Origin of the sequence: Sphingomonas sp. SORGH_AS_0879 (assembly GCF_030819175.1) — a bacterium.
Lineage (GTDB): Bacteria > Pseudomonadota > Alphaproteobacteria > Sphingomonadales > Sphingomonadaceae > Sphingomonas.
Genome location: NZ_JAUTBJ010000002.1, coordinates 275,369 through 301,182, shown reverse-complemented (window position 1 = coordinate 301,182; position 25,814 = coordinate 275,369). Strand labels below are relative to the sequence as shown.

22 protein-coding genes are annotated in these 25,814 nt (G+C 67.3%); 13 read left to right on the top strand and 9 right to left on the bottom strand.

Translation table 11 applies throughout. From position 1 onward, the window contains the following. Nucleotides 1-8 precede the first annotated feature (8 nt). Both QE379_RS02025 and QE379_RS02020 read left to right on the top strand, forming a co-directional pair. Entirely contained in the window at nt 9-1,052 is a 1,044-nt protein-coding gene (locus QE379_RS02025; protein WP_306997348.1) for a Ppx/GppA phosphatase family protein, read from the top strand. Beyond that, on the top strand, nt 1,049-1,744 hold the full coding sequence (locus QE379_RS02020) for an RlmE family RNA methyltransferase (protein ID WP_306997346.1): 696 nt from the start codon (nt 1,049-1,051) through the stop codon (nt 1,742-1,744). The genes QE379_RS02025 and QE379_RS02020 overlap by 4 nt, the downstream gene beginning before the upstream one ends. Before the next feature lie 241 nt (nt 1,745-1,985). Here the strand turns inward: QE379_RS02020 and QE379_RS02015 are convergent, their stop codons facing one another. After that, entirely contained in the window at nt 1,986-2,348 is a 363-nt protein-coding gene (locus QE379_RS02015; protein ID WP_306997344.1) for a response regulator, read from the bottom strand. 81 nt (nt 2,349-2,429) lie between these two features. On the opposite strand from QE379_RS02015, the gene QE379_RS02010 reads away from it, so the two are divergent. From QE379_RS02010 to QE379_RS01995, 4 genes are all read left to right on the top strand, one after another. Further along, nucleotides 2,430-2,672 carry a DUF3572 family protein gene (locus QE379_RS02010; protein ID WP_306997342.1) on the top strand — a complete coding sequence of 81 codons (243 nt, stop codon included), beginning with the start codon at nt 2,430-2,432 and terminating at the stop codon, nt 2,670-2,672. Next, nucleotides 2,669-3,292, top strand: coding sequence for an HAD family hydrolase (locus tag QE379_RS02005; protein WP_306997339.1), 624 nt, complete (start codon nt 2,669-2,671; stop codon nt 3,290-3,292). The genes QE379_RS02010 and QE379_RS02005 overlap by 4 nt, the downstream gene beginning before the upstream one ends. 47 nt (nt 3,293-3,339) lie before the next feature. Continuing rightward, complete coding sequence (locus QE379_RS02000; protein ID WP_306997337.1) at nt 3,340-3,804, top strand: RidA family protein; 465 nt, start codon at nt 3,340-3,342, stop codon at nt 3,802-3,804. 392 nt (nt 3,805-4,196) lie between these two features. Continuing rightward, nucleotides 4,197-5,327 (top strand): GNAT family N-acetyltransferase, encoded by a 1,131-nt coding sequence (locus QE379_RS01995; protein ID WP_306997334.1) that lies wholly within the window; start codon nt 4,197-4,199, stop codon nt 5,325-5,327. An 88-nt stretch (nt 5,328-5,415) separates the two neighbouring features. Here the strand turns inward: QE379_RS01995 and QE379_RS01990 are convergent, their stop codons facing one another. From QE379_RS01990 to QE379_RS01980, 3 genes are read right to left on the bottom strand one after another with little or no spacing between them, the layout of a single operon-like run. Beyond that, nucleotides 5,416-7,083, bottom strand: coding sequence for a hypothetical protein (locus QE379_RS01990; protein ID WP_306997332.1), 1,668 nt, complete (start codon nt 7,081-7,083; stop codon nt 5,416-5,418). Between the two features lie 11 nt (nt 7,084-7,094). After that, nucleotides 7,095-8,666, bottom strand: coding sequence for a hypothetical protein (locus tag QE379_RS01985; protein WP_306997330.1), 1,572 nt, complete (start codon nt 8,664-8,666; stop codon nt 7,095-7,097). 35 nt (nt 8,667-8,701) lie between these two features. Beyond that, the gene (locus QE379_RS01980; protein ID WP_007406430.1) at nt 8,702-9,922 is read right to left on the bottom strand and encodes an argininosuccinate synthase; all 1,221 of its coding nucleotides are present in this window, start codon (nt 9,920-9,922) and stop codon (nt 8,702-8,704) included. Between the two features lie 147 nt (nt 9,923-10,069). On the opposite strand from QE379_RS01980, the gene QE379_RS01975 reads away from it, so the two are divergent. Continuing rightward, the gene (locus QE379_RS01975; protein WP_306997326.1) at nt 10,070-10,453 is read left to right on the top strand and encodes an EF-hand domain-containing protein; all 384 of its coding nucleotides are present in this window, start codon (nt 10,070-10,072) and stop codon (nt 10,451-10,453) included. A gap of 255 nt (nt 10,454-10,708) precedes the next feature. On the opposite strand, the gene QE379_RS01970 is transcribed toward QE379_RS01975, so the two are convergent. Together QE379_RS01970 and QE379_RS01965 are read right to left on the bottom strand one after the other, a co-directional pair. After that, complete coding sequence (locus tag QE379_RS01970; protein WP_306997324.1) at nt 10,709-12,073, bottom strand: ammonium transporter; 1,365 nt, start codon at nt 12,071-12,073, stop codon at nt 10,709-10,711. A 16-nt stretch (nt 12,074-12,089) separates the two neighbouring features. Next, nucleotides 12,090-12,428, bottom strand: coding sequence for a P-II family nitrogen regulator (locus QE379_RS01965; protein WP_042488306.1), 339 nt, complete (start codon nt 12,426-12,428; stop codon nt 12,090-12,092). Nucleotides 12,429-12,651: 223 nt separating this feature from the next. On the opposite strand from QE379_RS01965, the gene QE379_RS01960 reads away from it, so the two are divergent. Continuing rightward, nucleotides 12,652-13,431, top strand: a complete 780-nt coding sequence (locus QE379_RS01960) for a formate/nitrite transporter family protein (protein ID WP_306997321.1) — start codon at nt 12,652-12,654, stop codon at nt 13,429-13,431. 169 nt (nt 13,432-13,600) lie between these two features. On the opposite strand, the gene tldD is transcribed toward QE379_RS01960, so the two are convergent. Together tldD and QE379_RS01950 are read right to left on the bottom strand one after the other, a co-directional pair. After that, nucleotides 13,601-15,031, bottom strand: a complete 1,431-nt coding sequence (gene tldD / locus QE379_RS01955; RefSeq protein WP_306997319.1) for a metalloprotease TldD — start codon at nt 15,029-15,031, stop codon at nt 13,601-13,603. Between the two features lie 254 nt (nt 15,032-15,285). Continuing rightward, nucleotides 15,286-15,519 (bottom strand): zinc-finger domain-containing protein, encoded by a 234-nt coding sequence (locus tag QE379_RS01950; RefSeq protein WP_306997317.1) that lies wholly within the window; start codon nt 15,517-15,519, stop codon nt 15,286-15,288. Between the two features lie 88 nt (nt 15,520-15,607). On the opposite strand from QE379_RS01950, the gene QE379_RS01945 reads away from it, so the two are divergent. Beyond that, the gene (locus QE379_RS01945; protein ID WP_306997315.1) at nt 15,608-16,540 is read left to right on the top strand and encodes an ABC transporter ATP-binding protein; all 933 of its coding nucleotides are present in this window, start codon (nt 15,608-15,610) and stop codon (nt 16,538-16,540) included. Nucleotides 16,541-16,855: 315 nt separating this feature from the next. On the opposite strand, the gene QE379_RS01940 is transcribed toward QE379_RS01945, so the two are convergent. Then, nucleotides 16,856-17,602 carry an energy transducer TonB gene (locus QE379_RS01940; RefSeq protein ID WP_306997313.1) on the bottom strand — a complete coding sequence of 249 codons (747 nt, stop codon included), beginning with the start codon at nt 17,600-17,602 and terminating at the stop codon, nt 16,856-16,858. Between the two features lie 118 nt (nt 17,603-17,720). Between QE379_RS01940 and nadB the strand changes: the two genes are divergently transcribed. The 4 genes from nadB to QE379_RS01920 all read left to right on the top strand — a co-directional run bounded on the left by nadB (nt 17,721) and on the right by QE379_RS01920 (nt 25,704). Next, nucleotides 17,721-19,298, top strand: a complete 1,578-nt coding sequence (nadB, locus tag QE379_RS01935) for an L-aspartate oxidase (protein ID WP_306997311.1) — start codon at nt 17,721-17,723, stop codon at nt 19,296-19,298. Nucleotides 19,299-19,404: 106 nt separating this feature from the next. Then, on the top strand, nt 19,405-20,544 hold the full coding sequence (locus tag QE379_RS01930; protein WP_306997309.1) for a serine hydrolase: 1,140 nt from the start codon (nt 19,405-19,407) through the stop codon (nt 20,542-20,544). 497 nt (nt 20,545-21,041) lie between these two features. Next, nucleotides 21,042-23,813 (top strand): DNA polymerase I, encoded by a 2,772-nt coding sequence (gene polA / locus QE379_RS01925; protein WP_306997307.1) that lies wholly within the window; start codon nt 21,042-21,044, stop codon nt 23,811-23,813. A 376-nt stretch (nt 23,814-24,189) separates the two neighbouring features. Continuing rightward, nucleotides 24,190-25,704, top strand: coding sequence for a lipopolysaccharide biosynthesis protein (locus QE379_RS01920; RefSeq protein ID WP_306997304.1), 1,515 nt, complete (start codon nt 24,190-24,192; stop codon nt 25,702-25,704). Nucleotides 25,705-25,814 lie beyond the last annotated feature (110 nt).

The following is a 25,814-nucleotide window of genomic DNA, read 5'->3' as shown; positions in this document are numbered from 1 at the left end:
ATACGGCGATGGGGGATGTTCCCACCCGAAGGCCGTACCGGCAGGCCAAGCCCCCTGCCCGTCCGGCACCGCCCCGGCCCCAGCGTGGCCGATGGTCCGATGCGCAGGCCTATGCCGCGCTCGATCTGGGCACCAACAATTGCCGCCTGCTGATCGCGCGGCCGCAGGGCGGCGGCTTCGCGGTGGTCGATGCCTTTTCGCGAATCGTGCGGCTGGGCGAAGGCCTCGCCACGACCGGACGGCTGTCAGATGCCGCGATCGACCGCACCATCGCCGCGCTTCGCGTGTGCGCCGACAAGCTGCGGCGCCGCAACGTCACCCTGTCCCGCGCGGTCGCGACCGAGGCGTGCCGGCGCGCCGCCAACGGCCCCGCCTTCATCGCCCGCGCGCTGGCCGAAACCGGCATCCATCTGGACATCATCTCCGCCGAGGAAGAGGCGCGGCTGGCGGTGCTGGGCTGTCACGCGCTGATCGAGCCGGGGGAGGACCCCGCGCTGGTGTTCGACATCGGCGGCGGATCGACCGAGCTGGTGCTGGTCGACACGCGCGGGCCCGCCCCGCGCATCCTCGACTGGCATTCCGCACCCTGGGGCGTCGTTTCGCTGACCGAGAGCGCCGGCGGTGGCGAGGGCGAGGCGGGGCGGCTGGCCGCCTATGCGCGGATGCGCGAGATCGTGGCGGACAGCTTCGCCGACTTCACCCGGCGCCTGCCGCGCGACCTGAAGCGCCCCCGGCTGCTCGGCACCAGCGGGACGGTGACGACCCTGGGCAGCGTCCATCTGGGGCTCAGCCAATATGACCGCGCCGCCGTGGACGGGCTGATCGTGCCGACCGCCGCGATGCGCGCGATCAGCGCCGACCTGTCGCGCAAGAGCCTGGCGGCGCGCGGCAAGGTGGCGTGCATCGGGCCGGAGCGCGCCGATCTGGTGGTCGCGGGCTGCGCGATCCTGGAGACGATATTGGACCTCTGGCCCGCCGAGCGGCTAGGGATCGCCGACCGTGGGATTCGCGAAGGGATCCTGCGCCGTTTGATGGGAATCACCAGACCGTGAGCAGAGGAAATTCGGGGCTGCACCAGCGGGTGCGCACCGCCCGGAACCGCACCGCCCAATCGACCCGCTGGCTCGAACGCCAGCTCAACGACCCTTATGTCCGCCGCGCCAAGGCGGAGGGGTATCGCAGCCGTGCGGCGTACAAGCTGATCGAGCTGGACGAACGGTTCGGCTTCCTGCGCGGCAAGAAGCGGATCATCGACCTGGGGATAGCGCCGGGCGGCTGGAGCCAGGTGGTGCGGCGCAAGGTGCCGAACGCCAGCGTGGTCGGCATCGACCTTCTGCCGGTCGACCCGATCGACGGCGTCACCATCTTCGAGATGGACTTCATGGACGATGCCGCGCCGGACCGGCTGATGGAGGCGCTGGGCGGCGCGCCCGACCTGGTCATGTCGGACATGGCGGCGAACACCGTCGGCCATCCGCAGACCGACGCGCTGCGCACCATGGGGCTGGTCGAAACCGCCTTCGCCTTTGCCTGCGACGTGTTGTCGCCCGGCGGGGTGTTCGTGTCAAAGGTGTTCGCGGGCGGCGCCGATTCGCAACTCGTCGCCGAGATGAAGCGCCACTTCGCCACGGTGAAGCACGCCAAGCCGCCGTCGAGCCGCAAGGGCTCGGTGGAATGGTTCGTCGTCGCGCAGGGGTTCAAGGGGCGGAAGGCGGCTCCGGTTGGGGACGATTCGGAGGACTGAGCGTTTCAGGCTTTATGGAGTTCGCGCGGAGACGCGGAGGAGGTTCGCTTCGGTCGGAAGACCGGCTGCTCCCCATGAGCGTTGGTGCAGGACGAGCTATGCCGGCAAACCAACAGCTCCGCGTCTCCGCGCCTCCGCGCGAACCAAATCCCCACCTCCGTTCAGCCTGAGCGCAGTCGAAGGCCACGGGGTGACCTTCGCGGCAAAGGTCGGGGCGGTGGTATGTGACTCCGGGGAACACTCACACCAACCCGTTCACCGCCTCCATGAAGCGCATCAGGCTGATCGGCTTGGAGACATAGGCATCCGCCCCCGCCGCGCGGATGCGGTCCTCGTCATCGCGCCCCGCATAGGCCGTGACCGCCATCACCGGGATGCGGCGAAGCGCCTCGTCCGCCTTCAGCTCCAGGATCAGGTCATAGCCGGTGACGTGCGGCATCTGGATATCCATGATGATCAGGTCCGGCTCGACCTCGCGGGCGCGGGCGACCGCCTCCCGCCCGTCGCGCACCGGCTCCGCCACGAAGCCATGCGCGCGCAGAAGGTCGCAGAAGAGTTTCAGATTGAGTTCGTTGTCCTCGACAACGAGCACCTTTCTTGCCACGCCCGCTCCACCATTCACCAGGGACGACGATAGGCAATGCCCGGACCGGATACAATCGAGCCTGAACGGATGGAGGCGGCGATGGCGACGGCGTTGCAGGCGCTGGTGTGGACGCTGCAAAGCCCCTCGCGCGCCGAGCGTCTGCTGGCGCTGACCGGCCTGTCGGTCGAGGAATTGCGCGGCGGCGCGGGCGAGCCCGGCGTGCTCGCGGCGATCCTGTCGTTTCTGGAAGCGCATGAAGCCGATCTGGTCGATTGCGCCGAGGCGCTGGGCACCCGCCCCGAATCGCTGGTCGCCGCCCGCCGCATGTTGGAGAAGGCATGAAACCCCTGTTGATCTGCGATTGCGACGAGGTGCTGGTCCATATGGTCCGGCATTTCCGCAGCTGGCTGGACGAGGCGCATGACATCGACTTCGCGCTCGACCGCCACGACTTTTTCGGGGCGATGACCCGGCGGGACGGCGGCTCCGCGCTGAGCCAGACCGAGGCGTGGGACCTGCTCCACGGTTTCTTCCCCGGCCAGATGGAGCGCCAGACCCTGGTCCCCCACGCCGCCGAGGCGCTGGCGACCCTGGCCGAAACCGCCGATATCGTCATCCTGACCAACCTGATCGAGGAATGCCGCCAGCCGCGAATCGAACAGCTCGCGCGCTTCGGCATCGCCCACCGCGTCCAGTGCAACAGCGGCGGCAAGGGCGAGCCGGTGGCCAGGCTGGTCGCCGAACATGGCCATCCCGTCACCGTCTTCGTCGACGACCTGCCGCAGCATCATGCCTCGGTCGCGGAACATGCGCCGCAGGTCCACCGGCTGCACATGGTGTCGGAGCCCGAAATGGCCCCGCACGTGCCCCCCGCCCCCGACGCCCATGCGCGGATCGACGACTGGCGGCGGGCGGAGGACTGGATCGCGGCGCGTTTCGCCGAGGGGCGGCCGGCCGCCTGATCGCCATGGCTTGACCTGAACGGGGCGGGCGCGCCATGTCTCGCGCCATGACCACCCATATCGATCGCGCGCTCGAGCAGCTCGGCCTCACGCTGCCGGAAGCCGCCGCCCCCGTCGCCGCCTATGTCCCCGTCGTCGAGGCGGGCGGGCTTCTCCACATTTCGGGCCAGCTGCCCTTCATCGACGGCCAGCTCGTCACCGGACGGCTGGGCGACGGCGTCTCGCTGGAAGACGGGCAGAAGGCGGCGCAGGCATGCGGCCTGATGCTGGTCGCGCAGATCCGGAAATATCTGGGCGGCGACCTGTCGCAGGTAAAGCGGATCGTGAAGCTGGGCGTGTTCGTCAATTCGGCGGGCGACTTCACCGACCAGCCCAAGGTCGCCAATGGCGCGTCGGAACTGATGGTGGCGCTGTTCGGGGATTCGGGACGTCATGCCCGCTCGGCGGTCGGCGTGCCGGTGCTGCCGCTGGGTGCGGCGGTCGAGGTGGATGCGATTGTAGAGCTGGCCTGATTTTTTGGGCGGGTCGCCCGCGGCCTTCCCTCCCCCATCCCCTCCCGCCTGCGGGAGGGGCGTGTTGCTTGGCTGATGTGAGGATCGCTCGCTGGAGCAGTTTCCGACCAGATTGAACCAGCGTCATCGCCCTGCGGGCGACCGCTTCGCGGCGGGGTGCTTTCGATCCGGGGCGGCGTTGCTTGTCGGTCACGATGCTTCAGCATCGCTCCCTCCGCGCGCCTAGCCCCGAACCAAAATCACCGCCGTGCCGTTGATCCAACCTGATCGGAAACTGCTCTAGCCTCTAGCCGCTCCCCTCCCGCAGGCGGGAGGGGATGGGGGAGGGCCCGCTTCCACAAGCCAACGGCCCCCCTTGCCCCACCCCATCCCAAACCGCATATCCCCCAACGATGACCACCGCCATCGCGCGTATCCTGTCCGGCGTCGCCGCCTTGTCCCCCGACCAGTGGGACGCCTGCGCGGGCACCGCCAACCCCTTCGTCTCCCACGCCTTCCTGACCGCGCTGGAGGAATCGGACAGCGTCGGCGGCCGCTCGGGCTGGACGCCCGCCCCGATCGTCATCGACGGCCCCGACGGCCGGCCCGCCGCGATCGCCCCCGCCTATCTGAAGGCGCATAGCCAGGGGGAATATGTCTTCGACCATGGCTGGGCCGATGCCTGGGAGCGCGCCGGGGGGCGCTATTATCCCAAGCTCCAGATCGCCTCGCCCTTCTCGCCGGTACCGGGGCCCCGCCTTCTGCTCCGCGATCCCGCCCTCGCCCCCGCGCTGATCGCCGCGATCGAGGCGGTGACCGATCAGAACGAGCTATCCTCCGCGCACGTCACCTTCGTCGCGCCCGAACAGCTGCCGCATTTCGAGGCGGCGGGCTGGCTGATCCGCGAGGGGGTGCAGTTCCACTGGCGCAACGACGGATATGGCAGCTTCGACGATTTCCTGAACGCGCTTGCCAGCCGCAAGCGCAAGGCGATCCGCAAGGAACGCGCCGCCGCCGTCGAGGGTCTGACCATCCGCCACCTGACCGGCAGCGACATCCGCCCGGAGCATTGGGACGCCTTCTGGACCTTCTACCAGGACACCGGCGGCCGCAAATGGGGCCGCCCCTATCTGACCCGCGCCGCGTTCGACCGGATCGGCGAGCGGCTGGGCGACAAGGTGCTGCTGATCCTGGCGGAGCGCGACGGGGTGCCGATCGCGGGGGCGCTCAACCTGATCGGCCAGGACACGCTCTATGGCCGCTATTGGGGCGCCACCGAGGAGGTGCCCTTCCTCCATTTCGAGCTATGCTATTATCAGGCGATCGACGCCGCCATCGCGCGGGGTCTCTCGACGGTCGAGGCGGGGGCGCAGGGCGAGCATAAGCTGGCGCGCGGTTATGTCCCGGTGCCGACCTGGTCGGCGCATTATATCCCCCACCCCGCCTTCCGCCGCGCCGTCGCCGAATTCGTGCAACGCGAGCGGCAGGCCATCGAGGCCGAGAGCGAGTATCTGGGCGAACTCACCCCCTTCCGCCGGGGGTGAGGTAGCGACTATTCGAAAACGTGCCGAGGCACGTTTTGCGGCACCGGCCCGCTCGAAACTCGCTTACAGCAAGTTTGGACAACGACTCTTAATCGTCGTCCTTGCCGGGCGGCGTGCTGCGCCGGGCGGGTGGGGCGCGATGCTCGTCCTCGGGCGAGGGACGGCTCAGCAGCTCATAGGCCGCCGGATCGATGATCGGACGGCGATCGTCGATCCGGTAGAGCACGTCGCGCCCCGACCGCCAGATCGGCGTCATCCCCCGCGTCAGGCTTTCGTCGTAACGCGGCGGGTGGACGAGCCAGACATAGTCGAACGCATCGCGCGGCAGCAGCTTCAGCGCGGTCTCGACCGGCCGCCACCACTGGCCCCGGCAGCGCCGCTGGGTCACGATCTCGGACGGGTCGTGCGCGAAGCGCTTGGCGGGGGCATAGCGCACGGTCAACAACTGCCCGCCCGCCATCGACCATTGATCGTTGGCATAGGCCAGCTTGCGCTCCAGCGCGAGGCCCGCGACATGCTCCAGCCGGCTCGACGGCCAGACATCGGCGCAATATTGGCGGCCCACGAAGGTCAGCAGCCGCGCGCGCGGCGGAACATGGTCCAGCGCGGCCAGTACCCGGTCGTAATCGTTGCTGTACATCACATAGCTGACCGTGGTCGCGCCGATCCGCACCACGAAGAACAGCAGGCCTACGACCGCCAAGGTCGAGGCACCGCGCAGCGACAGCCCGCGCCGGGGCCGGAGCGCGATCAGCGCGATCGCCAGGACATAGGGGGCCAGGCGCATATCGGCATAGGCCGAGCCGAACACGATGCGCGGCAACAGCAGATAGACGATGAAGAGAAACGCCGCCGACAGGACCAGATTGCGCGAATATTCGACCCGCTCGTCGCGCACGCCCTTGAGCAGGACGAGGAACAGCACCGTGACCGAGGCGAGGTCGAACAGCATCCAGCGGTCGCGCAGGACCATCGTGACCCAGTTGATCTTCCACCGCCAGTTGAACCAGTCGGTGGTCTGGCCGGTGACGTCCGCGCCCGAGCGCCACACCACCATCAGCACCATCGGCAGCGCCAGCGGGATACAGCCGATCCCGGCATGGAAGGCCGACACGACCCAGCCCTTCACCCCATGCGCGCCCTTGGCCCGGCGGATATCGTGCTGGCGGATCAGTTCGGCCGAGAAGGCGAGTACGCCCAGCACGCCCCAGCCGAAGGTGTGCGCGACCCACAATATGCAGGACAAGGGCACGAACAGGATCGCGCGCAACCGCACCGTGCCCAGCCGCCCCATGCGCAGCCAGAGTGCGAACAGGTTCAGCGCCAGCGCCATCGCCAGCGCGAAATTCACGAAGCCGAACTGGAAGGGATAGCTATAGGCCAGCGGCAGCGCGAACAGCGCGGTGGCGGGAATCCGCCCCTGCACCTCGCGTGCGATCCAGAGCAGGCCGGTGACGGTCAGCACGGGGATTGCCATGACGATCAGCTTGACCGCCAGCTCCAGCCCGAAGATCGGCGCCAGCGGCTCGATCAGCAGGTCGATGCCCAGATTGCCGATCATCTGCCATTCGAAATGATACCAGTCGGCCAGCCAGGGCTGGTTGCCATATTCCAGCTGGACCCGGTAACGCCCCATATGGCCCGGCAGGTCGACCAGCGGCGGCACCGTCGGCCAGATCAGCGGCAGCGCGGCGAGCAGCGCCATCGCCGCCACGAACCACCGCGTCTGCCACCAGTTGAGCTTTCCCCCATTCATGGCGCCAGTGCCTAGCGGACCGAAGGGGCGTCCGACAAGCATCGGTGGTGCCGAACGCGATAGACGGCGGAGTCGCGGTCCGACCATGTCCGGATCAGGTCGGGCGACCGCGCCCGCCCCGCCGGAAAGCCGATCGTCCACACCGCATCGAACGAACAGCGATCGAAATCCCGAATCGCCGTGTCGATATCGACCCATCCCCCCTGGCTGCCGGGCGGGAAGGCCAGGCTGGAGGGGTCCCGGTCATAGGGGGCGGCATCGGCGACGCGGGGACGGATCAGATGCTGGCCGGGCACGGACCATTGGGTGTTGGTGAACATGCGCCGCCGCGCGATCGCGAGACCGGCGATATGCCACCGCCGGGGGCTACCCCAACCGGCTTCACCCTGCGCATCGACCAGCACCAGCACCCGGCCACCCGGCGGCAAGGCGTCCAGGGCCTGCCAGTCCCGCTCCTGCGCATTCGCGATCTGGACGAAGGCGATGGTCGTGCCGATCAACCGGGCGACGAAAAAGCCGGTCGCCAGCGCCGCGATCCGGCCATGGTTCCCGGCCGGGGCGATGCGGACCGACAGGATCGCCAGCACGACCGCCGGGGCCAGCATCCGCATGTCGAGATAGGCACCGCCCCGGAACACATAGGGGAGCGCCAGGAATATCGCGAAACCGATGGCCGCCGGAACGGCCAATAGCGGCAGCATCGACAGGCGGCGCGACCGGATCACCGCATAGCCGAACAGCATCACGACGATCAGCGCGGCGGCGTCCCAGACGAACCACTGCTCCTTGAACAGGGTCAGGACCCAACGGATCTTGTAGATCACATACCAGCCGCCGCTATCACCGGCCACCCGGTCCCCGCCCGCCCGCAGCATCCAGAGCGCGGGCAGAGCCATCGGCGCGACCATAAGCCCGGCACGGGGAACGGCCTGCCGCCAGGTTCGCCCCGTTTCGGCCAGCCGCGCCGCCTCCATCGCAAAGGCATAGGTCAGCAGCAACGCCCAGCCGAGCGCGTGGCACAGCCAGATCACCGGTGCGATCAACGCGAACAGGACGATCCGCCAGCCGATCCCCCGCGTCCGGGCCAGATACAGCCATAACGCCAGCGCCAGCAGCACCAGCGCCTGCGCCAGGCAGAAATTGACGAACCCCATCTGGAAGGACGGGCCATAGGCCAGCGGAAAGGCCAGCATCGCGGTGGCGGGTATCCGCCCATGCGCCGCCCGCGCCAAGGCGATCATCCCCGCGACCGTCAGCGGCGGGATGACCAGCAGGATCAGCTTGGTCGCCGGTTCGATGTCGAGGCCGAAGACACGGTGCAGCGCCAGCACGATCGCCTCGACACCCAGATTGCCGACCGCCGCCCAGTGCACGTCATAATAGCGCCCCAGCGGCCCGCGCCCCGCTTCGGCCAGAATGCGGTAACTGCCGATATGGTCGCCGATATCGTCCAGCGGTGCAACGCCGGGCCAGAGCAGGGGCACCGCCGACAGGATCACGCATGCCAACAAAAAGAGGCGGGACTGCCACCACAGCCCCGCCTCTTTGTTCGTCTTCCCGTCCTGCCGGTTGGCGGCGATCATATCGACCTTTCCCCTGTCAGGACGGGCTATGCGGATCAGATCCGGTCGCGGCGACCCAGCAGGCGCAGGCGCAGCGCGTTGAGCTTGATGAAGCCCGCCGCGTCGCGCTGGTCATAGGCGCCCTGATCGTCCTCGAAGGTCACGACCTTTTCCGAATAGAGCGAATAGGGCGACTTGCGGCCGGTGACGATCGCCTGGCCCTTGTACAGCTTCAGGCGGACGGTGCCGGTTACCTTCTCCTGGCTATAGTTGACGGCGGCCTGGAGCATCTCGCGCTCGGGGCTGAACCAGAAGCCGTTATAGACCAGCTCGGCATAACGCGGCGCCAGTTCGTCCTTCAGATGCGCGGCGCCCCGGTCGAGCGTGATCTGCTCGATACCGCGATGCGCCAGCGCATAGATGGTGCCGCCCGGCGTCTCGTACATGCCGCGGCTCTTCATGCCGACGAAGCGGTTCTCGACCAGGTCGAGGCGGCCGATGCCGTGCTTGCGGCCCAGTTCGTTCAGCTTGGTCAGCAACGTCGCGGGCGAGCAGGCCTCACCGTTCAGCGCGACGCCGTCGCCCCGCTCGAAATCGATGGTGATGGTTTCGGGCTGGTCGGGCGCGTCTTCCGGGTTGACGGTGCGCGAATAGACATAATCGGGGACCTCATCCCACGGGTCCTCCAGCACCTTGCCCTCGGACGAGGTGTGCAGCAGGTTCGCGTCGGTCGAGAAGGGCGCTTCGCCGCGCTTGTCCTTGGACACCGGGATCTGATGCGCCTCGGCGAATTCGATCAGCTTGGTGCGGCTGGTCAGGTCCCACTCGCGCCAGGGTGCGATGACCTTGATGTCGGGGTTCAGCGCGTAATAGCCCAGCTCGAAGCGCACCTGGTCGTTGCCCTTGCCGGTCGCGCCGTGGCTGACCGCGTCGGCGTTCACCATCTTGGCGATCTCGATCTGGCGCTTGGCGATCAACGGCCGCGCGATCGAGGTGCCGAGCAGGTACAGCCCCTCGTACAGCGCATTGGCGCGCATCATCGGGAAGACGTAATCCTTGACGAACTCCTCGCGCAGGTCGTCGATGAAGATATGCTCGGGCTTCACGCCCGCCATCTCCGCCTTCTTGCGCGCGGGCTCCAGTTCTTCGCCCTGACCCAGATCGGCGGTGAAGGTCACGACCTCGCAGCCATAATGCTGCTGCAGCCACTTCAGGATGACGCTGGTGTCGAGGCCGCCCGAATAGGCGAGGACGACGCGCTTGATATCTTCGCTCACGGCAAAGTCCTTCGGAGAGGGGATGGATTTGCCTCGCGCCCTATGCGCTGTCGCGGCCCCACGCAACCTTCGCTTGGGTTCGTTCATTGCGGCGACAGCCAAAGGCCGTCAGGAGCGGCCATGATGCCCCGTACTGGAGTCCCGAGCATGACCCGTTTCCTCTTCGCCGGTCTGATCGCCGCGTCGCTCGCCGTCCCCGCCCTGGCGCAGGACACCCGCGCCTCCGCCGCCGCCAAATTCTCCCGCGAGTTCAAGGCGCGCGACACCAATCACGACGGCGTGCTGACCAAGGCCGAGGTCAAGGCCGCGATCATGAAGATGGGCAATGGCAAGAAGCAGATCGACGCGGTCCATGCCCAGCGGCTGACCGACCTGTGGTTCGACAAGGCCGACGCCAACAAGGACGGCAAGGTGACCGAGGCGGAGGCGCAGGCGCTGCTGTCGCGCACCTTCGACGAATATGAAGCGGCCAAGGCGGCGCAAGGTGGCGCGCGCCCCGCCGGTCCGGTGGCCGGGCCCAAGGGACGGTAAGCGCCCATTTCCCATTCCCCAACGTCCGTTCAGCCTGAGCGAAGTCGAAGGCCACGCTAAGCCCTGTCCGCGAGCGTCATCCCGTGCACTTCGACTTCGCTCAGTGCGAACGGGGGTTGGTCATGAAGGGCAGCGGGCCGCAGACGGAGCGCCTGCTACCCCACAAAAAAAGGCCCGGTGCGTTGCCGCACCGGGCTTAGGTCGTCCGCAGGAGGAACGTCGTGGGGTGCGGGGGTCTGTCGCCCCCGCTCCCGATCAGTTGTAGGCGCGCTCGCCATGCTCGCCGAGGTCGAGGCCTTCCTGCTCGACTTCGGGGGCGACACGCAGGCCGGTGATCGCCTTGGCGACATACATGGCGACGACGGTGCCGATGGAGGCCCAGACGATCGTCGTGGCGACCGCCCCGAGCTGGACCAGCAGCTTGGAACCCATGGCGTAATCCGCCGCACCCGGGCCGCCCAGCGACGGGGCATAGACCACCGCCGTGCCGATCGCGCCGATCATGCCACCGATGCCATGGACACCAAAGGCGTCGAGCGCATCGTCATAGCCGAGCTTGGGCTTGAGGACCGACACGGCATAGAAGCAGACCACGCTGGCGATGGCGCCCAGCACGATCGCGCCGAACGGACCCGAATTGCCCGCCGCCGGGGTGACCGCGACCAGACCGGCGACGATGCCCGAGCAGAAGCCCAGCGCCGAACCCTTATGCCCCGCCAGACGCTCGGCGAGCATCCAGAACAGGCCGCCCGAGGCCGTCGCGACGAAGGTGTTGATCATCGCCAGACCCGCCGAGCCATTGGCCTCCAGCGCCGAGCCCGCGTTGAACCCGAACCAGCCGACCCACAACAGGCCGGTGCCGACACCGGTCAGCGTCAGCGAGTGCGGAGGCATCGGCGTGGTCGGATAGCCCATGCGCTTGCCGAGGATCAGCGAGGCGACCAGCGCCGAGACGCCGGCGTTGATGTGCACCACCGTGCCGCCCGCGAAGTCGAGCGCGCCCGCCTTGAAGAACAGGCCCGAGGACGCCCACACCATGTGCGCGATCGGGAAATAGACGATGGTCAGCCACACGGCGACGAAGGCCATGACCGCCGAGAACTTCATCCGCTCGACGACCGAGCCCAGCACCAGCGCGGCGGTGATCGCGGCGAAGGTCATCTGGAAGCAGATGAAGACATATTCGGGAATTTCGACGCCCGCGGTGAAGGTCGCCGCCTGGCTGGCGGGCGTGACGCCCTTCAGGAACGCCTTGCCCAGCCCGGAGATGAAGTTGGACGCGCCCCCCGACACGTCCGGCCCGAAGGCCAGGCTATAGCCGTACATCACCCAGATCAGCATCGCGAGACAGGCCGCCGCGCCGATCTGCGTCATGGTGGACAGCATGTTCTTCGCGCGGGTCAGGCCGCCATAGAACAACGCCAGGCCCGGCAGGATCATCATCATGACCAGCACGGTCGAGGTGAGCATCCAGGCGGTGTCGCCCTTGTTCACCGTCGCGGCGGGTGCGGCGGCGGCGGGTGCCTGCAACGCGGCGTCCTGCGCCCAGGCGGGCAGGGCGGCGAACAGCGTCAGGCCGAGGCCCGCCGCGCCGGTCGCCAATTTGGTGACGTGCTTCATCGAAATCCCCCCTTGCTCAGAGTGCCGATTCGTCGGTTTCGCCGGTGCGGATGCGCACGGCCTGGCCGACATCGAGCATGAAGATCTTGCCGTCACCGATCGCGCCGGTGTTGGCGGCGGCCTGGATCGATTCGACGACGCGGTCGGCGATCTCGGACGCGCAGACGACCTCGATCTTGATCTTGGGCACCATGTTGGTGCTGTATTCGGCCCCGCGATAGATTTCGGTCTGGCCCTTTTGCCGCCCGAAACCCTTCACCTCGGTCACCGTCATGCCCGCCACCCCGAGCGTGGTCAGCGCTTCGCGCACCTCGTCGAGCTTGAACGGCTTGATGATAGCGATGATCAGCTTCACCTGCGCCCCCTTTGCGTTACCCGCCGACCCGCTTCGCAAAGGATGTGCCAATTTACGATTTCGTGACTTTCCCGCGCGGAGGCGATGGAAGACGGATCGGATCGCTTCTTTTTGCGCATCAAAAAAACAGCAGGTGGCCATCTCTGCCTAAATTTCAGGCACGGTTTCGGAGCAAAGCCGCGTCCCGCCGGTTTGCCTTTCAGGTAGATGAAGGGAGCCCATCATGGCCGACACATCCGGCGAGCCGCTGGCAGGAACGGTGGCCGACGCGCTGGCCGAACGGGAAGAGGCGGGCGTCGCGCCGATCCTGTGGCTGGGCATCGCGGCGGGATTGCAGATCGGGTTCGGCGGGATCGCCTATCTGATCGCGAGCGCCGGCATGCCCTCGGATGCGGGGGCGACGCATCTTCTGGCGGGCCTCGCCTTTTCCGCCGGGCTGATGCTGGTGATGGTGACGGGCGCGCATCTGTTCACCGGCCATGCGATGCTGTCGCTTCCCCTTGCACAGCACCGCGTGACGGGCATGGGTCTGGCCAAGGCGCTGGGGCTGGTGTGGTGCGCCAATCTGGTCGGCAGCCTGATCGTCGTCGCGCTGTTCGTCGCGGCGGGCGGGCCGGAGGCGGTGGACGGCGCACTTGCCGCCGTCGCACGCGAAACCGCCATGGCGAAGGTCGCCAAGTCGAGCGGCATGCTGATCGCCTCGGGCATCCTAGCGAATATGCTGGTGTGCCTGGCGGTCTGGATGGCGAGCGGGGCGGAGACGGTCGCGGGCAAGATCATCGCGGTGATCGCGCCCGTTACCCTGTTCGTCGCCGCCGGGTTCGAACATTCGATCGCGAACATGACGTTGCTGCCGCTGGGCCATGCGCTCGATCCGGTCGGCGTACCGATCGCGGGCATCGCGCATAATCTGGCGCTGTCGACGCTGGGCAACCTGATCGGCGGTGGCGCGATCGCGCTGTTGCTGGGGGCGGGGCATGGGGCGTTGAACAAGCGAGCCTGATGCAAAACCCGCCAGGACCATCCCGGCGAAGACCGGGATCCAGTTGGCGAGCCGTTAGTCAGTCCCTCCCATCACGACGCAACTGGACCCCGGCCTTCGCCGGGGTGGCGCGAGGGAGGATGGGAAGTTGAACTTTTGCGCCAATCCCCTGCAAGGAACAAATGGCGTATTACGCCGCCAGCGCGGTGCCGCCGACGGTCAGCCCTTCGACCAGCAAGGTCGGCTGGCCGACCCCGGCGGGGACGCTCTGCCCGCCCTTGCCGCACACCCCCACGCCTTCGTCCAGCGCGAAGTCGTTGCCGATACCCGTCACCTTGGTCAGCACGCTCGGCCCGTCACCGATCAGCGTCGCGCCCTTGATCGGTGCGCCCAAGCGGCCGTTCTCGATCCGGTATGCCTCGGTGCAGGAAAAGACGAACTTGCCCGACACGATATCGACCTGCCCGCCGCCGAAGGACTTGGCGAAGATGCCGTTCTTGACCCGCGACAGCAGTTCGGCGGGATCGTCCTGCCCGCCCTTCATGAAGGTGTTGGTCATGCGCGGCATCGGGGCATGGGCGAAGCTCTCGCGCCGCCCATTGCCGGTCGGCGCGACGCCCATCAGCCGTGCGTTGAGCCGGTCCTGCATATAGCCCTTCAGGATGCCATCCTCGATCAGCACGACTTCACGCGTTGGCGTGCCCTCGTCATCGATCGACAGCGAACCGCGCCGGTCGGCCAGGCTGCCGTCATCGACCACGGTGACGCCGGGGACCGCGACCCGCTCGCCGATCCGCCCCGAGAAGGCCGAGGTGCCCTTGCGGTTGAAGTCGCCTTCCAGCCCGTGGCCGATCGCCTCGTGCAGCAGCACGCCCGGCCAGCCCGGCCCGAGCAACACGGTCATCTCGCCCGCCGGTGCCGCCACCGAGTCGAGATTGACCAGCGCCTGGTTGAGCGCGACGTCGATGCCGCGCTCCCAGGTCTCGCGCGCGACCAGCCGGTCGTAGAGATAGCGCCCGCCGATGCCGAAGCTGCCCGTCTCGCGCCGCCCATTCTGCTCGACCACGACCGATATGTTGAGCCGCACCAACGGCCGCACGTCCGTTGCGACGAAGCCGTCGGCACGGACGATCTCGACCACGCTCCAGCTTCCGGACAGGCCGACCGACACCTGCACCACGCGCGGATCGCGCGCACGGGCGGCGGCATCGATCGTCTGGCAGAGCGACACCTTCTCGGCGAAGGGGATCAGGTCGAGCGGGTCGGTCGCGGTATAAAGGTGCCGGTTGGTCCCCTGCGGCGGAGGTGCGGCGGCCCCCTTGGCCGGATCGATCAGCGCCATGGTCTGCGCGGCGCGCTGGATCGCTGCCTCGGACAGTTCGTTGGCATGGGCAAAGGCGGTCATCTCGCCCGACACCGCGCGCAGGCCAAAGCCCGAATGGGTGTCGTAGCTGGCCGTCTTCAGCCGCCCATCGTCGAAGCCGAACGCTTCGGAGCGCTTATATTGCAGATAGAGTTCGCCATCGTCCGCACGCGACAGGGCGTTGGCGGTCAGCCGAAGCGCCGCATCGGGGTCGAGCGTGTCGCGGTACAGGAACGAGCGGGGATCGGTGGCGGTCATCTGGGGGATATAGGATGCCGGCCCGAGGTTTGAAATCTCCGCTCACGGAAATCCCACCTTCTTCTCCCCTCCCGCAAGCGGGAGGGGCCGGGGGGAGGGCAAGGAGTCTCACAGAGACCAACGCTTGCGGCAAAACCCTCCCCCATCCCAGTTTCGGGTAAACGATGCCCCGCATCGTTTAGGTCATGCCGGGGGCATGACCGACCTGAAACTCGTCTACGGGAGGGGCGTGAGTCTCTATTCGCGTGGGGGGCTTAGCGCCCGGCGCCGTCGCCGTGATCCGGGAGAGTCGCCTGGTCCACCCCATCCGCCGGGCCACCGATCAGCACGAAGCGGCGATCGCAATAGCCGCAATCGACATAGCCGGTTTCGTCGATCTGGAGCCACACGCGCGGATGGCCGAGCGCGGCTCCGCCGGGGATGTCGGTGGCGCCGTCGCAGGCGACGCGGGTCTGGGTGACGCGGGTGGTTTCGGGCGGCGGCAACATAGTCCCGCGCGATAGCAAGGCGCGGGGCCCCGTGCAATTGCGGAAAACCGGCTTGGCCTGTTGCCCGCGCGGGCCTATCGCATGGCCCATGACCACTCCCACCGAAGCCGCCATCTCGATCCAGGGCATCGCCAAGACCTATCAGGGCGGCAAGCGCGCGCTCGACGGGGTCAGCTTCGATGTGCCGAGGGGGCAGATTTTCGGGCTGCTCGGCCCGAACGGCGCGGGCAAGTCGACGCTGATCAACATCCTGGCCGGGCTGGTGATGAAGACCGAAGGCTCGGCGTCGATCTGGGGCTTCGACATCGACCGGCATCCGCGCAATGCCAAGGCGTCGATCGGCATCGTCAATCAGGAGATCCTGTTCGACCCCTTCTTCACGCCACTGGAGACGTTGGAAATCCAGGGCGGCCTGTACGGCGTGCCCAAGGCGCAGCGCCGCTCGATGGAATTGCTGCGCGCGGTGCATCTGGAGGACAAGGCCAACGCCTATTCGCGCACTTTGTCGGGGGGCATGAAGCGCCGCCTGATGGTGGCGAAGGCGATGGTCCATTCGCCGCCCGTGCTGGTGCTCGACGAGCCGACGGCGGGCGTCGATATCGAACTGCGGCAACAGCTTTGGGCCTATGTCCGCCAGTTGAACGAACAGGGCGTGACGGTGGTGCTGACGACGCACTATCTCGAAGAGGCCGAGGAACTGTGCGACCGGATCGCGATCATCAACCATGGTCGCCTAGTCGCCAATGAGCCGACCCGCGAACTGGTCGGCAAGGCGCAGGAAAAGATCGTCGCGGTGACCGTCGACCGCGACGTGGGGGCGGTCCCCGACCATGCCAGCTTCGGCAGGATCGTGCTGAAGGGCGCGCGCACGCTGGAAATCACCTATGCCAAGGACAAGGTGAATGCGGGCCAGGTGCTGGCGGCGGTACAGGCGGACGGGTTCGGGATCGTCGATGTCTCGACCAAGGAAGCCGATCTGGAGGACGTGTTCCTGTCGTTGACGCGGAGCGTGGGGGTTTGAGACTGAGGGATTCCCTTGGGCTTCGACTTCGTTCAGCCTGAACGGGGTTTGGGGAAAGAGATTTTGTTCGCGCGGAGGCGCGGAGGACGCGGAGGTGTTCCGCCAAGCGCGTTCGATAGTCCGTCACAACAGGCCGTCATTGGCGTGGGATGACGTTTCAGCGCGCCCGACACCTCCGCGTCCTCCGCGCCTCCGCGCGAACCTCAAAAAAGCCCCATCCTCCGTTCAGGCTGAGCCCTTCGGCTGGCTGGCAAGCCAGCCGCTCAGGATAAACTTTGACGCTATGCGTCAAAGCCGAAGCCCATGCCCCAGCGCTTACCGCTCCGCCGGAACCCGCTCCAGCACCCAATCCTGATTCACCACGATGATCGACCGCACCGGTCGCCCGTCGGCATCGCGGGACGGGTCGTAGCGGTATCGCTGCTCGATCAATCGACAGGTCGTTTCGTCCAAAGCGGCATTGCCGCTGCTCTTCGTCACCACGCAACCGCTGACCCGGCCATCCACATTGACGAAATAGCGGACCTGCACCGTGCCGCTCGCGCCCGCATCGGCGGCGGCTTCGGGATAGTCCGAATCCTTGATCCGTCCCTTGATCCGGCGCGGCGGGGTTTCGTCGCCATAGCCGTCGCCGTCCCCCGACCCGCCGCTGCCCGTGCCGTTTCCGACACCTCCCGCCCCCGTGCCGGGGCCGGGCTTGTCGGACGCGCCCTGACTCGCATCCGCCCCCGTCCCCGCGACCGGCGCGACGATGACGGGCGAGATCGGGCGCAACACCACGACCGGCGGCGGGGCCACCACTTGGGTCGCCTGCGATCGGATATTGGGCGGGGCGGCGGCACCGCGCGGGCGATGGGTCGCCACCTTTTGGGGCTGGGTCGGGGGCGGTGGTGGCGGGGCCGGGGGCACCACATCGAAACTGTCGAGCGCCTGCGACGGTGACGGCAGGCTCGGCGCAAAGCCCAACCCGATGACCAGCGCATAGCCCATGCCGCCCACGATCAACCCCGTGGGGATCGCCGCGCGCAGACGGTCGCGCCAATCGGGCCGGGCCAGCGTCATGGGACGAAGGTGGGAAGGCGCGGGGCTGCCGGCAAGCCGTTACCCCCTGTCCCCCGCCCGCCGTCCGTGCCAGAGGGTATGGAATGTACCCCGCCACCGCGCCCGAAGGAGCCCGCGCATGACCGATTCCGATATCCTGATCGTCGGGTCGGGCGCGGCCGGGCTGACCGCGGCGCTGAACCTGGCCGACCGGTTCAAGGTCACGGTGCTGGCCAAGGGCAAGATGAACGAAGGCTCGACCGCCTGGGCGCAGGGCGGGATCGCCGCCGTCCTCGAACCCGGCGACACGTTCGACAGCCATATCGAGGACACGATGGTCGCGGGCGCGGGGCTGAACGACCGCGCCACCGTCGAGTTCGTGGTCGAGAACGCCCCCGCCGCGATCGAGCGGCTGCAAAAGCTCGGCGTCCCCTTCGCGACCGAGGGCAATATGCTCCACCTGACGCGCGAGGGCGGGCATTCGCATCGGCGGATCGTCCATGTCGCGGATGCCACCGGCTGGGCGGTGCTCGACGCGCTGCTGAAGGCGGCGGACGCGCATCCCAATATCACCATGGTCCCCGACCAAGTCGCGATCGACCTGGCGACCAGCCGCCACGAGATGCGCTATTCGGGCGCGGGTCATGTCTGGGGCATCTATGCGGTCGACCGGCGGACGGGGCGCGTGGTGCTGCACAAGGCGCGCGCGACGATCCTGGCGACGGGCGGGGCGGGCCGCACCTATCAATTCTCCACCGCGCCCAAGGGGGCGACCGGCGACGGTATCGCCATGGCCTGGCGCGCGGGAGCCCGCGTCTCCAACATGGAATTCATGCAGTTCCACCCGACCTGCCTCTACAATACCCAGATCAAGAATTTCCTGATCACCGAGGCGGTTCGCGGCGAAGGCGGCCACCTGAAAATCCCCGAGACGGGCCACCGCTTCATGCCCGATCTCGACCCCCGCGCCGAACTGGCCCCGCGCGACATCGTGGCGCGGGCGATCGACCACGAGATCAAGCGACTGGGCCTGGATTACGTCCATCTCGACATCAGCCATCAGCCGCCGGCCTTCGTCCGCGAGCATTTCCCCAACATCCACGAAAAGCTGCTGAGCCTCGGCATCGACATGACGGTGCAGCCGATCCCGGTCGTCCCCGCCCAGCATTACACCTGTGGCGGCGTCATCGTGGACCGCGACGGGCGCACCGACCTGCCCGGCCTCTATGCAGCGGGGGAGGTGACGCAATCGGGGCTGCACGGCGCGAACCGGCTGGCGTCCAACTCGCTGCTCGAATGCTTCGTCTATGGCGAGGCGTGCGCGAACCATATCGCGGCACATTGGGACGACCTGCCCCCGCCCCCCGACATCCGCCCCTGGGACGAAAGCCGCGTCACCGATTCGGACGAAGAGGTGGTCATCAAGCAGAACTGGACCGAAATCCGCCGCTTCATGTGGAATTATGTCGGCATCGTGCGCACCACCAAAAGGCTGGAACGCGCGCAGCACCGCATCCGCATGCTGACCGACGAAATCAACGATTATTATGGCCATTTCCGCGTCACGCCCGACCTGATCGAGCTACGCAATCTGCTCCAGACCGCCGAACTGATCGTGCGCTGTGCGCTGCATCGCAAGGAAAGCCGGGGGCTGCACTATACGCTCGACTATCCCGATACATTGCCAGAGGCGGTCGACACCGTCTTGATTCCGTAAAGGGTTTCGCGCTTTGTCGTGCGGTTGCGGCTTTTCGTCGCAAGCCATGTGCGGGGGGATTTCCCCCTTCCGGTCAACGCGTAAGGATATCCGGGTTCAGCGGGGTATGGCGGTGACGAAACCAGTATCGAACGGCGGGCCGCGTATTTGGCCGGTCGGTTTCCTTTTTCTGAGCCTCGCGGCCTGCGGTGCCGATACCCGACCCGGCAGTACCGCCCGCGCGCCCAGCGTGCCCGACCCCGCGCCCGTCGTGTCGATGCCGCTTCCCCCGCCCCGCCCCAGCCGCGCCCCCGCCGCGCCCAGCGGGCTGGTCAGCGCGATCGATCGTCTGTCCGCCGGTTTCTCGGGCAAAAAGGGTATCGCGGTCCGTGCGGTCGACGATGGCTGGACGGTCGAATCGGGCGGTCGCCAGCGCCTGCCCCAGCAATCGGTGTCGAAGCTGTGGGTCGCGATCACCCTGCTCGACTTGCGCGATCAGGGCCGTGCCCGGCTGGACGAGCCGATCGTCGTGCGGCGCGAGGATCTGACCGTCTTTCACCAGCCGATCGCGATGCTGGTCAAGGGCGACGGATACCACACCACGGTCGGCGAATTGCTGAACCGTGCGCTGACGATGAGCGACAATACGGCGAACGACCGGCTGCTGACCTATGTCGGCGGACCGCAGGCGGTGCGCACGATGATCGCCAACAAGCGGCTGGGCGATATCCGTTTCGGTCCCGGCGAGCGGCTGCTCCAGGCCAAGACCGCCGGGCTGACCTGGCAACCGGCGTTCGCGATGGCGGGGGCGTTCCAGGCGGCGCGCAACCGGCTCGACCCGGCGGCGCGGACGGCGGCGCTCGACGCCTATGTCGGCGATCCGCCCGATGGTGCCGCGCCGATCGCCATCGCCGATGCGTTGGCCCGGCTGGCGCGCGGGGAATTGCTGTCGGAAACCTCGACCCGCATCCTGCTCGACACGATGGAGGCCTCGCGCACCGGCCATGCCCGCCTGCGCGCTGCCGTACCGTCAGGGTGGAAGATCGCGCACAAGACCGGCACCGGCCAGGATCTGGGCCGCCGCAATGCGGGGTTCAACGATGTCGGCCTGCTGACCGCCCCCGACGGCCGCCGCTTCGCCATCGCGGTGATGATCGGAGATACGACCGAGGATATCCGCAAGCGGCAATTGCTGATCCAGAATGTCGCGGCGGCGGTGGCAGACGCGGCGGGGCCGCCAAGAGGACCGGTGGCGGTGGCGAACTGACCGGGACGCTTGAAGACGGAGGACTGCTCTCGCCCAGTTGCAGCCACGCGGCGCGAAGTCTACGCTGAGCGGGTGAATGCTCGTCAGCTTCCCTTTGATCTTGTCGGCTTGGCGATCCTGCCGCAGCTCTTGATTTGGCCGCTGCTCGGTATGGGTTCGGAGAAGCTGTACTACGGCACTTGTTTTGAACAGGCACTGCTATGGTGGCACGTCTTCGCGCCAATTCCGCTACTAGCAGCTTTGCTGTGCGCTGGTATCAGCGTTTGGAGCCGAAAGCGTCTAATGGCTCCATCCGTAATTCTACTAGTCATCGGAACCCTGCCTTGGGCAATCAGGCTCGCGCTTGGGTACTGAAAATGGCGTATCACGTCCGCTCACCACCCATGCGCGCCATCGGTATGTATAAGCCCCAACGTGGCCCATTCGCCACAGCCCGGAAAAACCGCTACCATCAGGGGCTGTTTACCCTCCCCCGCATCCGCTAAACCGCGCGGATCATGCCCCATCTCTATCTCGTCGACGGCTCCGGCTATATCTTCCGCGCCTATCACCGCCTGCCGCCGCTGACCAACAAGCATGGCGAGCCGGTGGGGGCGGTGTACGGCTATACCACCATGCTGTGGAAGCTGGTGGACGAGATCAACGCCGCCGACGGGCCGACCCATATGGCGGTGGTCCTCGACAAGTCGTCCAAGACCTTCCGCAACGACATGTACGACCAGTATAAGGCGCACCGGCCCCCGCCCCCGCCCGATCTGGTGCCGCAATTCCCGATGATCCGCGACGCCACCCGCGCCTTCTCGCTGCCCTGCATCGAGGAAGCGGGGCTGGAGGCCGACGACCTGATCGCCTGCTATGCCCGCGCCGCGATGGCGCAAGGCTGGCAGGTCACGATCGTCTCGGGCGACAAGGACCTGATGCAGTTGGTCGAGGATGGCAGCCTCGACATGCTCGACACGATGAACAACCGCCGTCTGGGCGAGGCCTATGTCCAGGAGAAGTTCGGCGTCGGGCCGAAGCAGTTGGGCGATGTGCTCGCGCTGATGGGCGACAGCGTCGATAACGTGCCGGGCGTGCCGGGTGTCGGCCCCAAGACCGCCTCCAAGCTGATCGTCGAGCATGGCGACCTGGAATCCGTCCTCGCCGCCGCGCCCGAGATGAAGAAGGGCAAGCTGCGCGACAATTTGATCGAACATGCCGACAATGCCCGGCTGTCGAAGCGGCTGGTCACGCTGGAGTGCAACGCGCCACTGCCCCAGCCGCTGGAGGAACTGGCGCTCCATGCCAGCATCCCCGACGCCCCCTTGCGCGCCTTTCTGGAGCATCACGGCTTCCGCTCGCTGATCGCCAAGATGGGGCAGATCACCGAGGACGCCGCGCCCGCGCCCGTCGGCGACACCGCCCCCGCCGCGCCGATGGACGATGACGCGCCGTGCAACCTCGACGGTTATACCACGGTGCAGGACCTCGACACGCTCGACCAGTGGGTCGCCGACGCGCGTCACCAGGGCTTCGTCGCGATCGACACCGAAACCAGCTCGACCGACGCGACCCAGGCCGAACTGGTCGGGGTCAGCCTGTGCCTCGCGCCCAACAAGGCGTGCTACATTCCGTTAGGGCATGGCGGCACCGACCTGTTGTCCGAAGTGCCGGTGCAGATTCCGGTCGCGGCGGCGCTGGAGCGGATCAAGGCGCTGTGCGAGGATCCGTCGGTCCTCAAGATCGGCCAGAACCTCAAGTTCGACATGATCGTGCTGGGCGAGCGGGGCATCGCCATCGCGCCGCATGACGACACGATCGTGATGAGCTTCGACCTCGATGCGGGCCTGCACGGCCATGGCATGGACGAACTGGCCGCGACGCATCTGTCGCACACCTGCCTCGCCTTCAAGGAGGTGGTCGGCACCGGCAAGAAGCAGTTGGGCTTCCACGAAGTCGATCTCAAACTCGCCACCCGCTACGCCGCCGAGGATGCCGACGTCACGCTGCGCCTGTGGAAGCGGTTCAAGGCGCGGCTGCCGATGGAGCAGGCGACGCGCGTGTACGAGATGGTCGACCGCCCGCTGGTGCCGGTCATCGCAGGCATGGAGCGGCGCGGGATCAAGGTCGATCGCGACCGCCTGTCGCAACTCTCGACCGAGTTCGCCGGGCAGATCGCCGGGCTGGAGGGCGAAATCCATGCGATGGCGGGCACCCCCTTCACCATCGGCAGCCCCAAGCAACTGGGCGAGATCCTGTTCGACCGGCTGGGCCTGAAGGGCGGGCGCAAGGGCAAGTCAGGCGTCTACTCAACGGACGTGACCGAACTCGAACGCCTGGCCCGCGACGGTGGCGAGGCGGCGGAGATCGTGCGCAAGATCCTGGAATGGCGTCAGCTTTCCAAGCTGAAGAGCACCTATACCGACGCGCTCCAGGCGCAGATCAATCCGAAGACGGGGCGCGTCCATACCAGCTACAGCCTGACCGGCGCGCAGACGGGCCGCCTGTCCTCGACCGAGCCGAACCTCCAGAACATCCCGATCCGCACCGAGGTCGGGCGGCAGTTGCGGGAGGCGTTCATCGCAGAGGACGGCCATGTCCTGATCGCCGCCGACTATTCGCAGATCGAATTGCGGCTGGCCGCGCACATGGCCGACGTACCCGCGCTGCGGGAGGCGTTCGCCAATGGCGACGACATCCACAGCCTGACCGCCAAGGAACTGTTCGGCGAGGTCAATCGCGACACGCGCGGGCGCGCCAAGACGATCAACTTCGCCATCCTCTACGGCATTTCGCGCTGGGGGCTTGCCGGAAGGCTCGACGTGTCGGCGGACGAGGCGCAAGCCATGATCGACCGCTATTTCGAGCGTTTCCCCGGCATCAACCGCTATATCGCCGAGACGCTGTCGAGCGTGCGCGAGAAGGGCTTCACCGAAACCCTGTTCGGTCGCAAGACGCATTTCCCGCGCATCGCCTCGCGCAACCAGGGCGAGCGCCAGGGGGCCGAGCGCGCCGCGATCAACGCGCCGATCCAGGGAACCAGCGCCGACATCATCAAGCGGGCCATGGTCCGCATGGAACCCGCCCTCGCCGCCGCCGGGCTGGGCCATGTGCGGATGCTGCTCCAGGTGCACGACGAACTGGTGTTCGAGGCGCCCGAGGCGGATGCCGAGGCGGCGGGCGCGGTGATCCGCGAAGTGATGGCGGGCGCGGCCGAACCGGCGGTGAAACTGTCGGTGCCGCTGGGCGTCGAGATCGGGTTCGGCAAAAGCTGGGGCGTGGCGCATTGATCGCCACGCGTCGCCCCGATCCCTACGCCATTCCTCTCCAATCTCGGCTTGGGGAGGGGGACCATGGCGATAGCCATGGTGGAGGGGCGCGCCGCTCCGATACGGCACCGATCCTCACCGCCGGTGACATCCCTCCGTCAGACCTGCTGCCTGCCGCCTCCCCTTCCACGGGAAGACGATATGGTGGTCGGCCGACTTTAGGGCATGATGACATTGCATTGAATCAACGCGAGCCCCTCCCCTTCAGGGGAGGGGTTGGGGTGGGGCATCGCCACAGGCGCAGCCTATGCGGAAGCGCCCCACCCCCGGCCCCTCCCCTGAAGGGGAGGGGTGGTTCAACCTGCTGTCATCACGATCTAGGGAAATGCGTCCTCTGATGCCGCAAACCCAGGACATCGATGCGCTCGCCAAGGGGGGGCGGACCAATATCGCGGGCTTCGTCCTGCGGCTGGCGGCGCGCATTCCGTTTCTCTTCATCGCGGGGCGCATCTACGGCCCCGATCTGGTCGGACGCTTCGCCATCGCGGTGGTGGTGGTCGAACTGGCGGCGCTGATCGCGACGCTGGGCATGAAGCGCGGGTTGGCGCAGGCCTTGTCCTCGACCGAGCGGCCACATGTCCATGTCGTGTGGGACGCGATGGCGTTGGCCTTGCTCGCCTCGGTCGCGGCCAGCACATTGCTATGGTCGTTCCCCGAGCTTCTCTATCCCAACAGCGCGATCACCGGGCTGGACCGATGGCTGCCCTGCATCATCGTCGCCATCGCCTGGTCGGACGTCAGCCTGGCCGCGCTCGCCTATCGCCACAACGTCAAGGCGACCGTCACCGCCCGCGCGGTGATCGAGCCCTGGACCATCTCGATCGCGGCCTGGGTCTTTTCCTTCTTCACCATCCGCGACGGGCTGGTCCTGTCCTATGTCGCGTCGATGACGGCGGCGCTGATCGCCAGCCTGGTGCCGTTCCTGCGCAGCTATGGCCTGCCCTATGGCTGGAGTCCGCGCCTGGCCCGCGTCTTTGCGCTCGCCCGCGCCAATGCGCCGCTGGCCGGGGCCGACGCGCTGGAATGGGGCACGCGCAATGTCGATCGCTTCATCCTGGGCGTGATGTTCGAGCCGCGCATCGTCGGCATCTACTACATGGCGCAACAGGTCGCCTCGTTGCCACAGAAGCTGAAGACCAGCTTCGACCCGATCCTGGGCCCCGTCATCACCCAGAGCCTGGCAAGCGGCGACATGGGCGCGATCGCGCGACAGGTGCGACAGGTCGCCTTCTGGATCATGGCGGCGCAAGGGTGCCTGGCGCTGATGGGGTCGATCCCCGGCGAAGGCGTGATGGGCGTGGTCGGCCCGCAATTCGTGTCGGGCACCGCCGCGCTCGCCTTCCTGCTGTTCGCCGAGGTGCTGGCGTCGACGGGCGCGGTGTGCGAGTCGGCGCTGGTCTATACCGCGCGGCACCGCAACCTGATGATCTCGATCGCGATGCTGGGGGTTCAGATCGGTCTCAGCTTCGCGCTGATCCTGGGGATGCGGTCGCTGGGCTGGCCCGAGACATGGGCGGCGGCGGGTCCGGCTCTGGCGCTGGCGCTGAGCGTGACGATGACCTCGATCATCAAGGCACGGGTGCTGTCGGGAATATTGAAGGCGCCCGTCTCGCCCTTCCGCTGGCCGCTGGTCTGGGCGGCGGTGGCGGCGGCCATCGTGGGGGGCATCTTCACCCTGCTACCCAAGCGGCTGGAATGGGCCGAACTGCTGTTCGGCGAGCCCGCGATCGCGGCGACCTATCTGCTGATCCTGTGGCGCTGGGCCTTTGGTCCGGCGGACCGCGCGCTGTTCGGGAAAGTGCCGAGCGCGGACGAAGCGACCCTGCCGAACGAGGGCGGGATTACGCGGTAACATATTCCTCCCCGGCACGGGGAGGGGGACCACCCGAAGGGTGGTGGAGGGGGATTGCGGCTAGGTACGTCCTACGCCGAAGCCCCCCTCCGTCAGCGCTACGCGCTGCC

Coding starts and splice junctions, on each gene's coding strand:
- QE379_RS02025 (WP_306997348.1), top strand. CDS start 9: ATGGGGGATGTTCCCACCCGAAGGCCGTACCGGCAGGCCAAGCCCCCT.
- QE379_RS02010 (WP_306997342.1), top strand. CDS start 2,430: ATGGCGACGGCGTTGCAGGCGCTGGTGTGGACGCTGCAAAGCCCCTCG.
- QE379_RS02005 (WP_306997339.1), top strand. CDS start 2,669: ATGAAACCCCTGTTGATCTGCGATTGCGACGAGGTGCTGGTCCATATG.
- QE379_RS02000 (WP_306997337.1), top strand. CDS start 3,340: ATGACCACCCATATCGATCGCGCGCTCGAGCAGCTCGGCCTCACGCTG.
- QE379_RS01995 (WP_306997334.1), top strand. CDS start 4,197: ATGACCACCGCCATCGCGCGTATCCTGTCCGGCGTCGCCGCCTTGTCC.
- QE379_RS01990 (WP_306997332.1), bottom strand. CDS start 7,083: ATGAATGGGGGAAAGCTCAACTGGTGGCAGACGCGGTGGTTCGTGGCG.
- QE379_RS01985 (WP_306997330.1), bottom strand. CDS start 8,666: ATGATCGCCGCCAACCGGCAGGACGGGAAGACGAACAAAGAGGCGGGG.
- QE379_RS01975 (WP_306997326.1), top strand. CDS start 10,070: ATGACCCGTTTCCTCTTCGCCGGTCTGATCGCCGCGTCGCTCGCCGTC.
- QE379_RS01970 (WP_306997324.1), bottom strand. CDS start 12,073: ATGAAGCACGTCACCAAATTGGCGACCGGCGCGGCGGGCCTCGGCCTG.
- QE379_RS01960 (WP_306997321.1), top strand. CDS start 12,652: ATGGCCGACACATCCGGCGAGCCGCTGGCAGGAACGGTGGCCGACGCG.
- tldD (WP_306997319.1), bottom strand. CDS start 15,031: ATGACCGCCACCGATCCCCGCTCGTTCCTGTACCGCGACACGCTCGAC.
- QE379_RS01950 (WP_306997317.1), bottom strand. CDS start 15,519: ATGTTGCCGCCGCCCGAAACCACCCGCGTCACCCAGACCCGCGTCGCC.
- QE379_RS01945 (WP_306997315.1), top strand. CDS start 15,608: ATGACCACTCCCACCGAAGCCGCCATCTCGATCCAGGGCATCGCCAAG.
- QE379_RS01940 (WP_306997313.1), bottom strand. CDS start 17,602: ATGACGCTGGCCCGGCCCGATTGGCGCGACCGTCTGCGCGCGGCGATC.
- nadB (WP_306997311.1), top strand. CDS start 17,721: ATGACCGATTCCGATATCCTGATCGTCGGGTCGGGCGCGGCCGGGCTG.
- QE379_RS01930 (WP_306997309.1), top strand. CDS start 19,405: ATGGCGGTGACGAAACCAGTATCGAACGGCGGGCCGCGTATTTGGCCG.
- polA (WP_306997307.1), top strand. CDS start 21,042: ATGCCCCATCTCTATCTCGTCGACGGCTCCGGCTATATCTTCCGCGCC.
- QE379_RS01920 (WP_306997304.1), top strand. CDS start 24,190: ATGCCGCAAACCCAGGACATCGATGCGCTCGCCAAGGGGGGGCGGACC.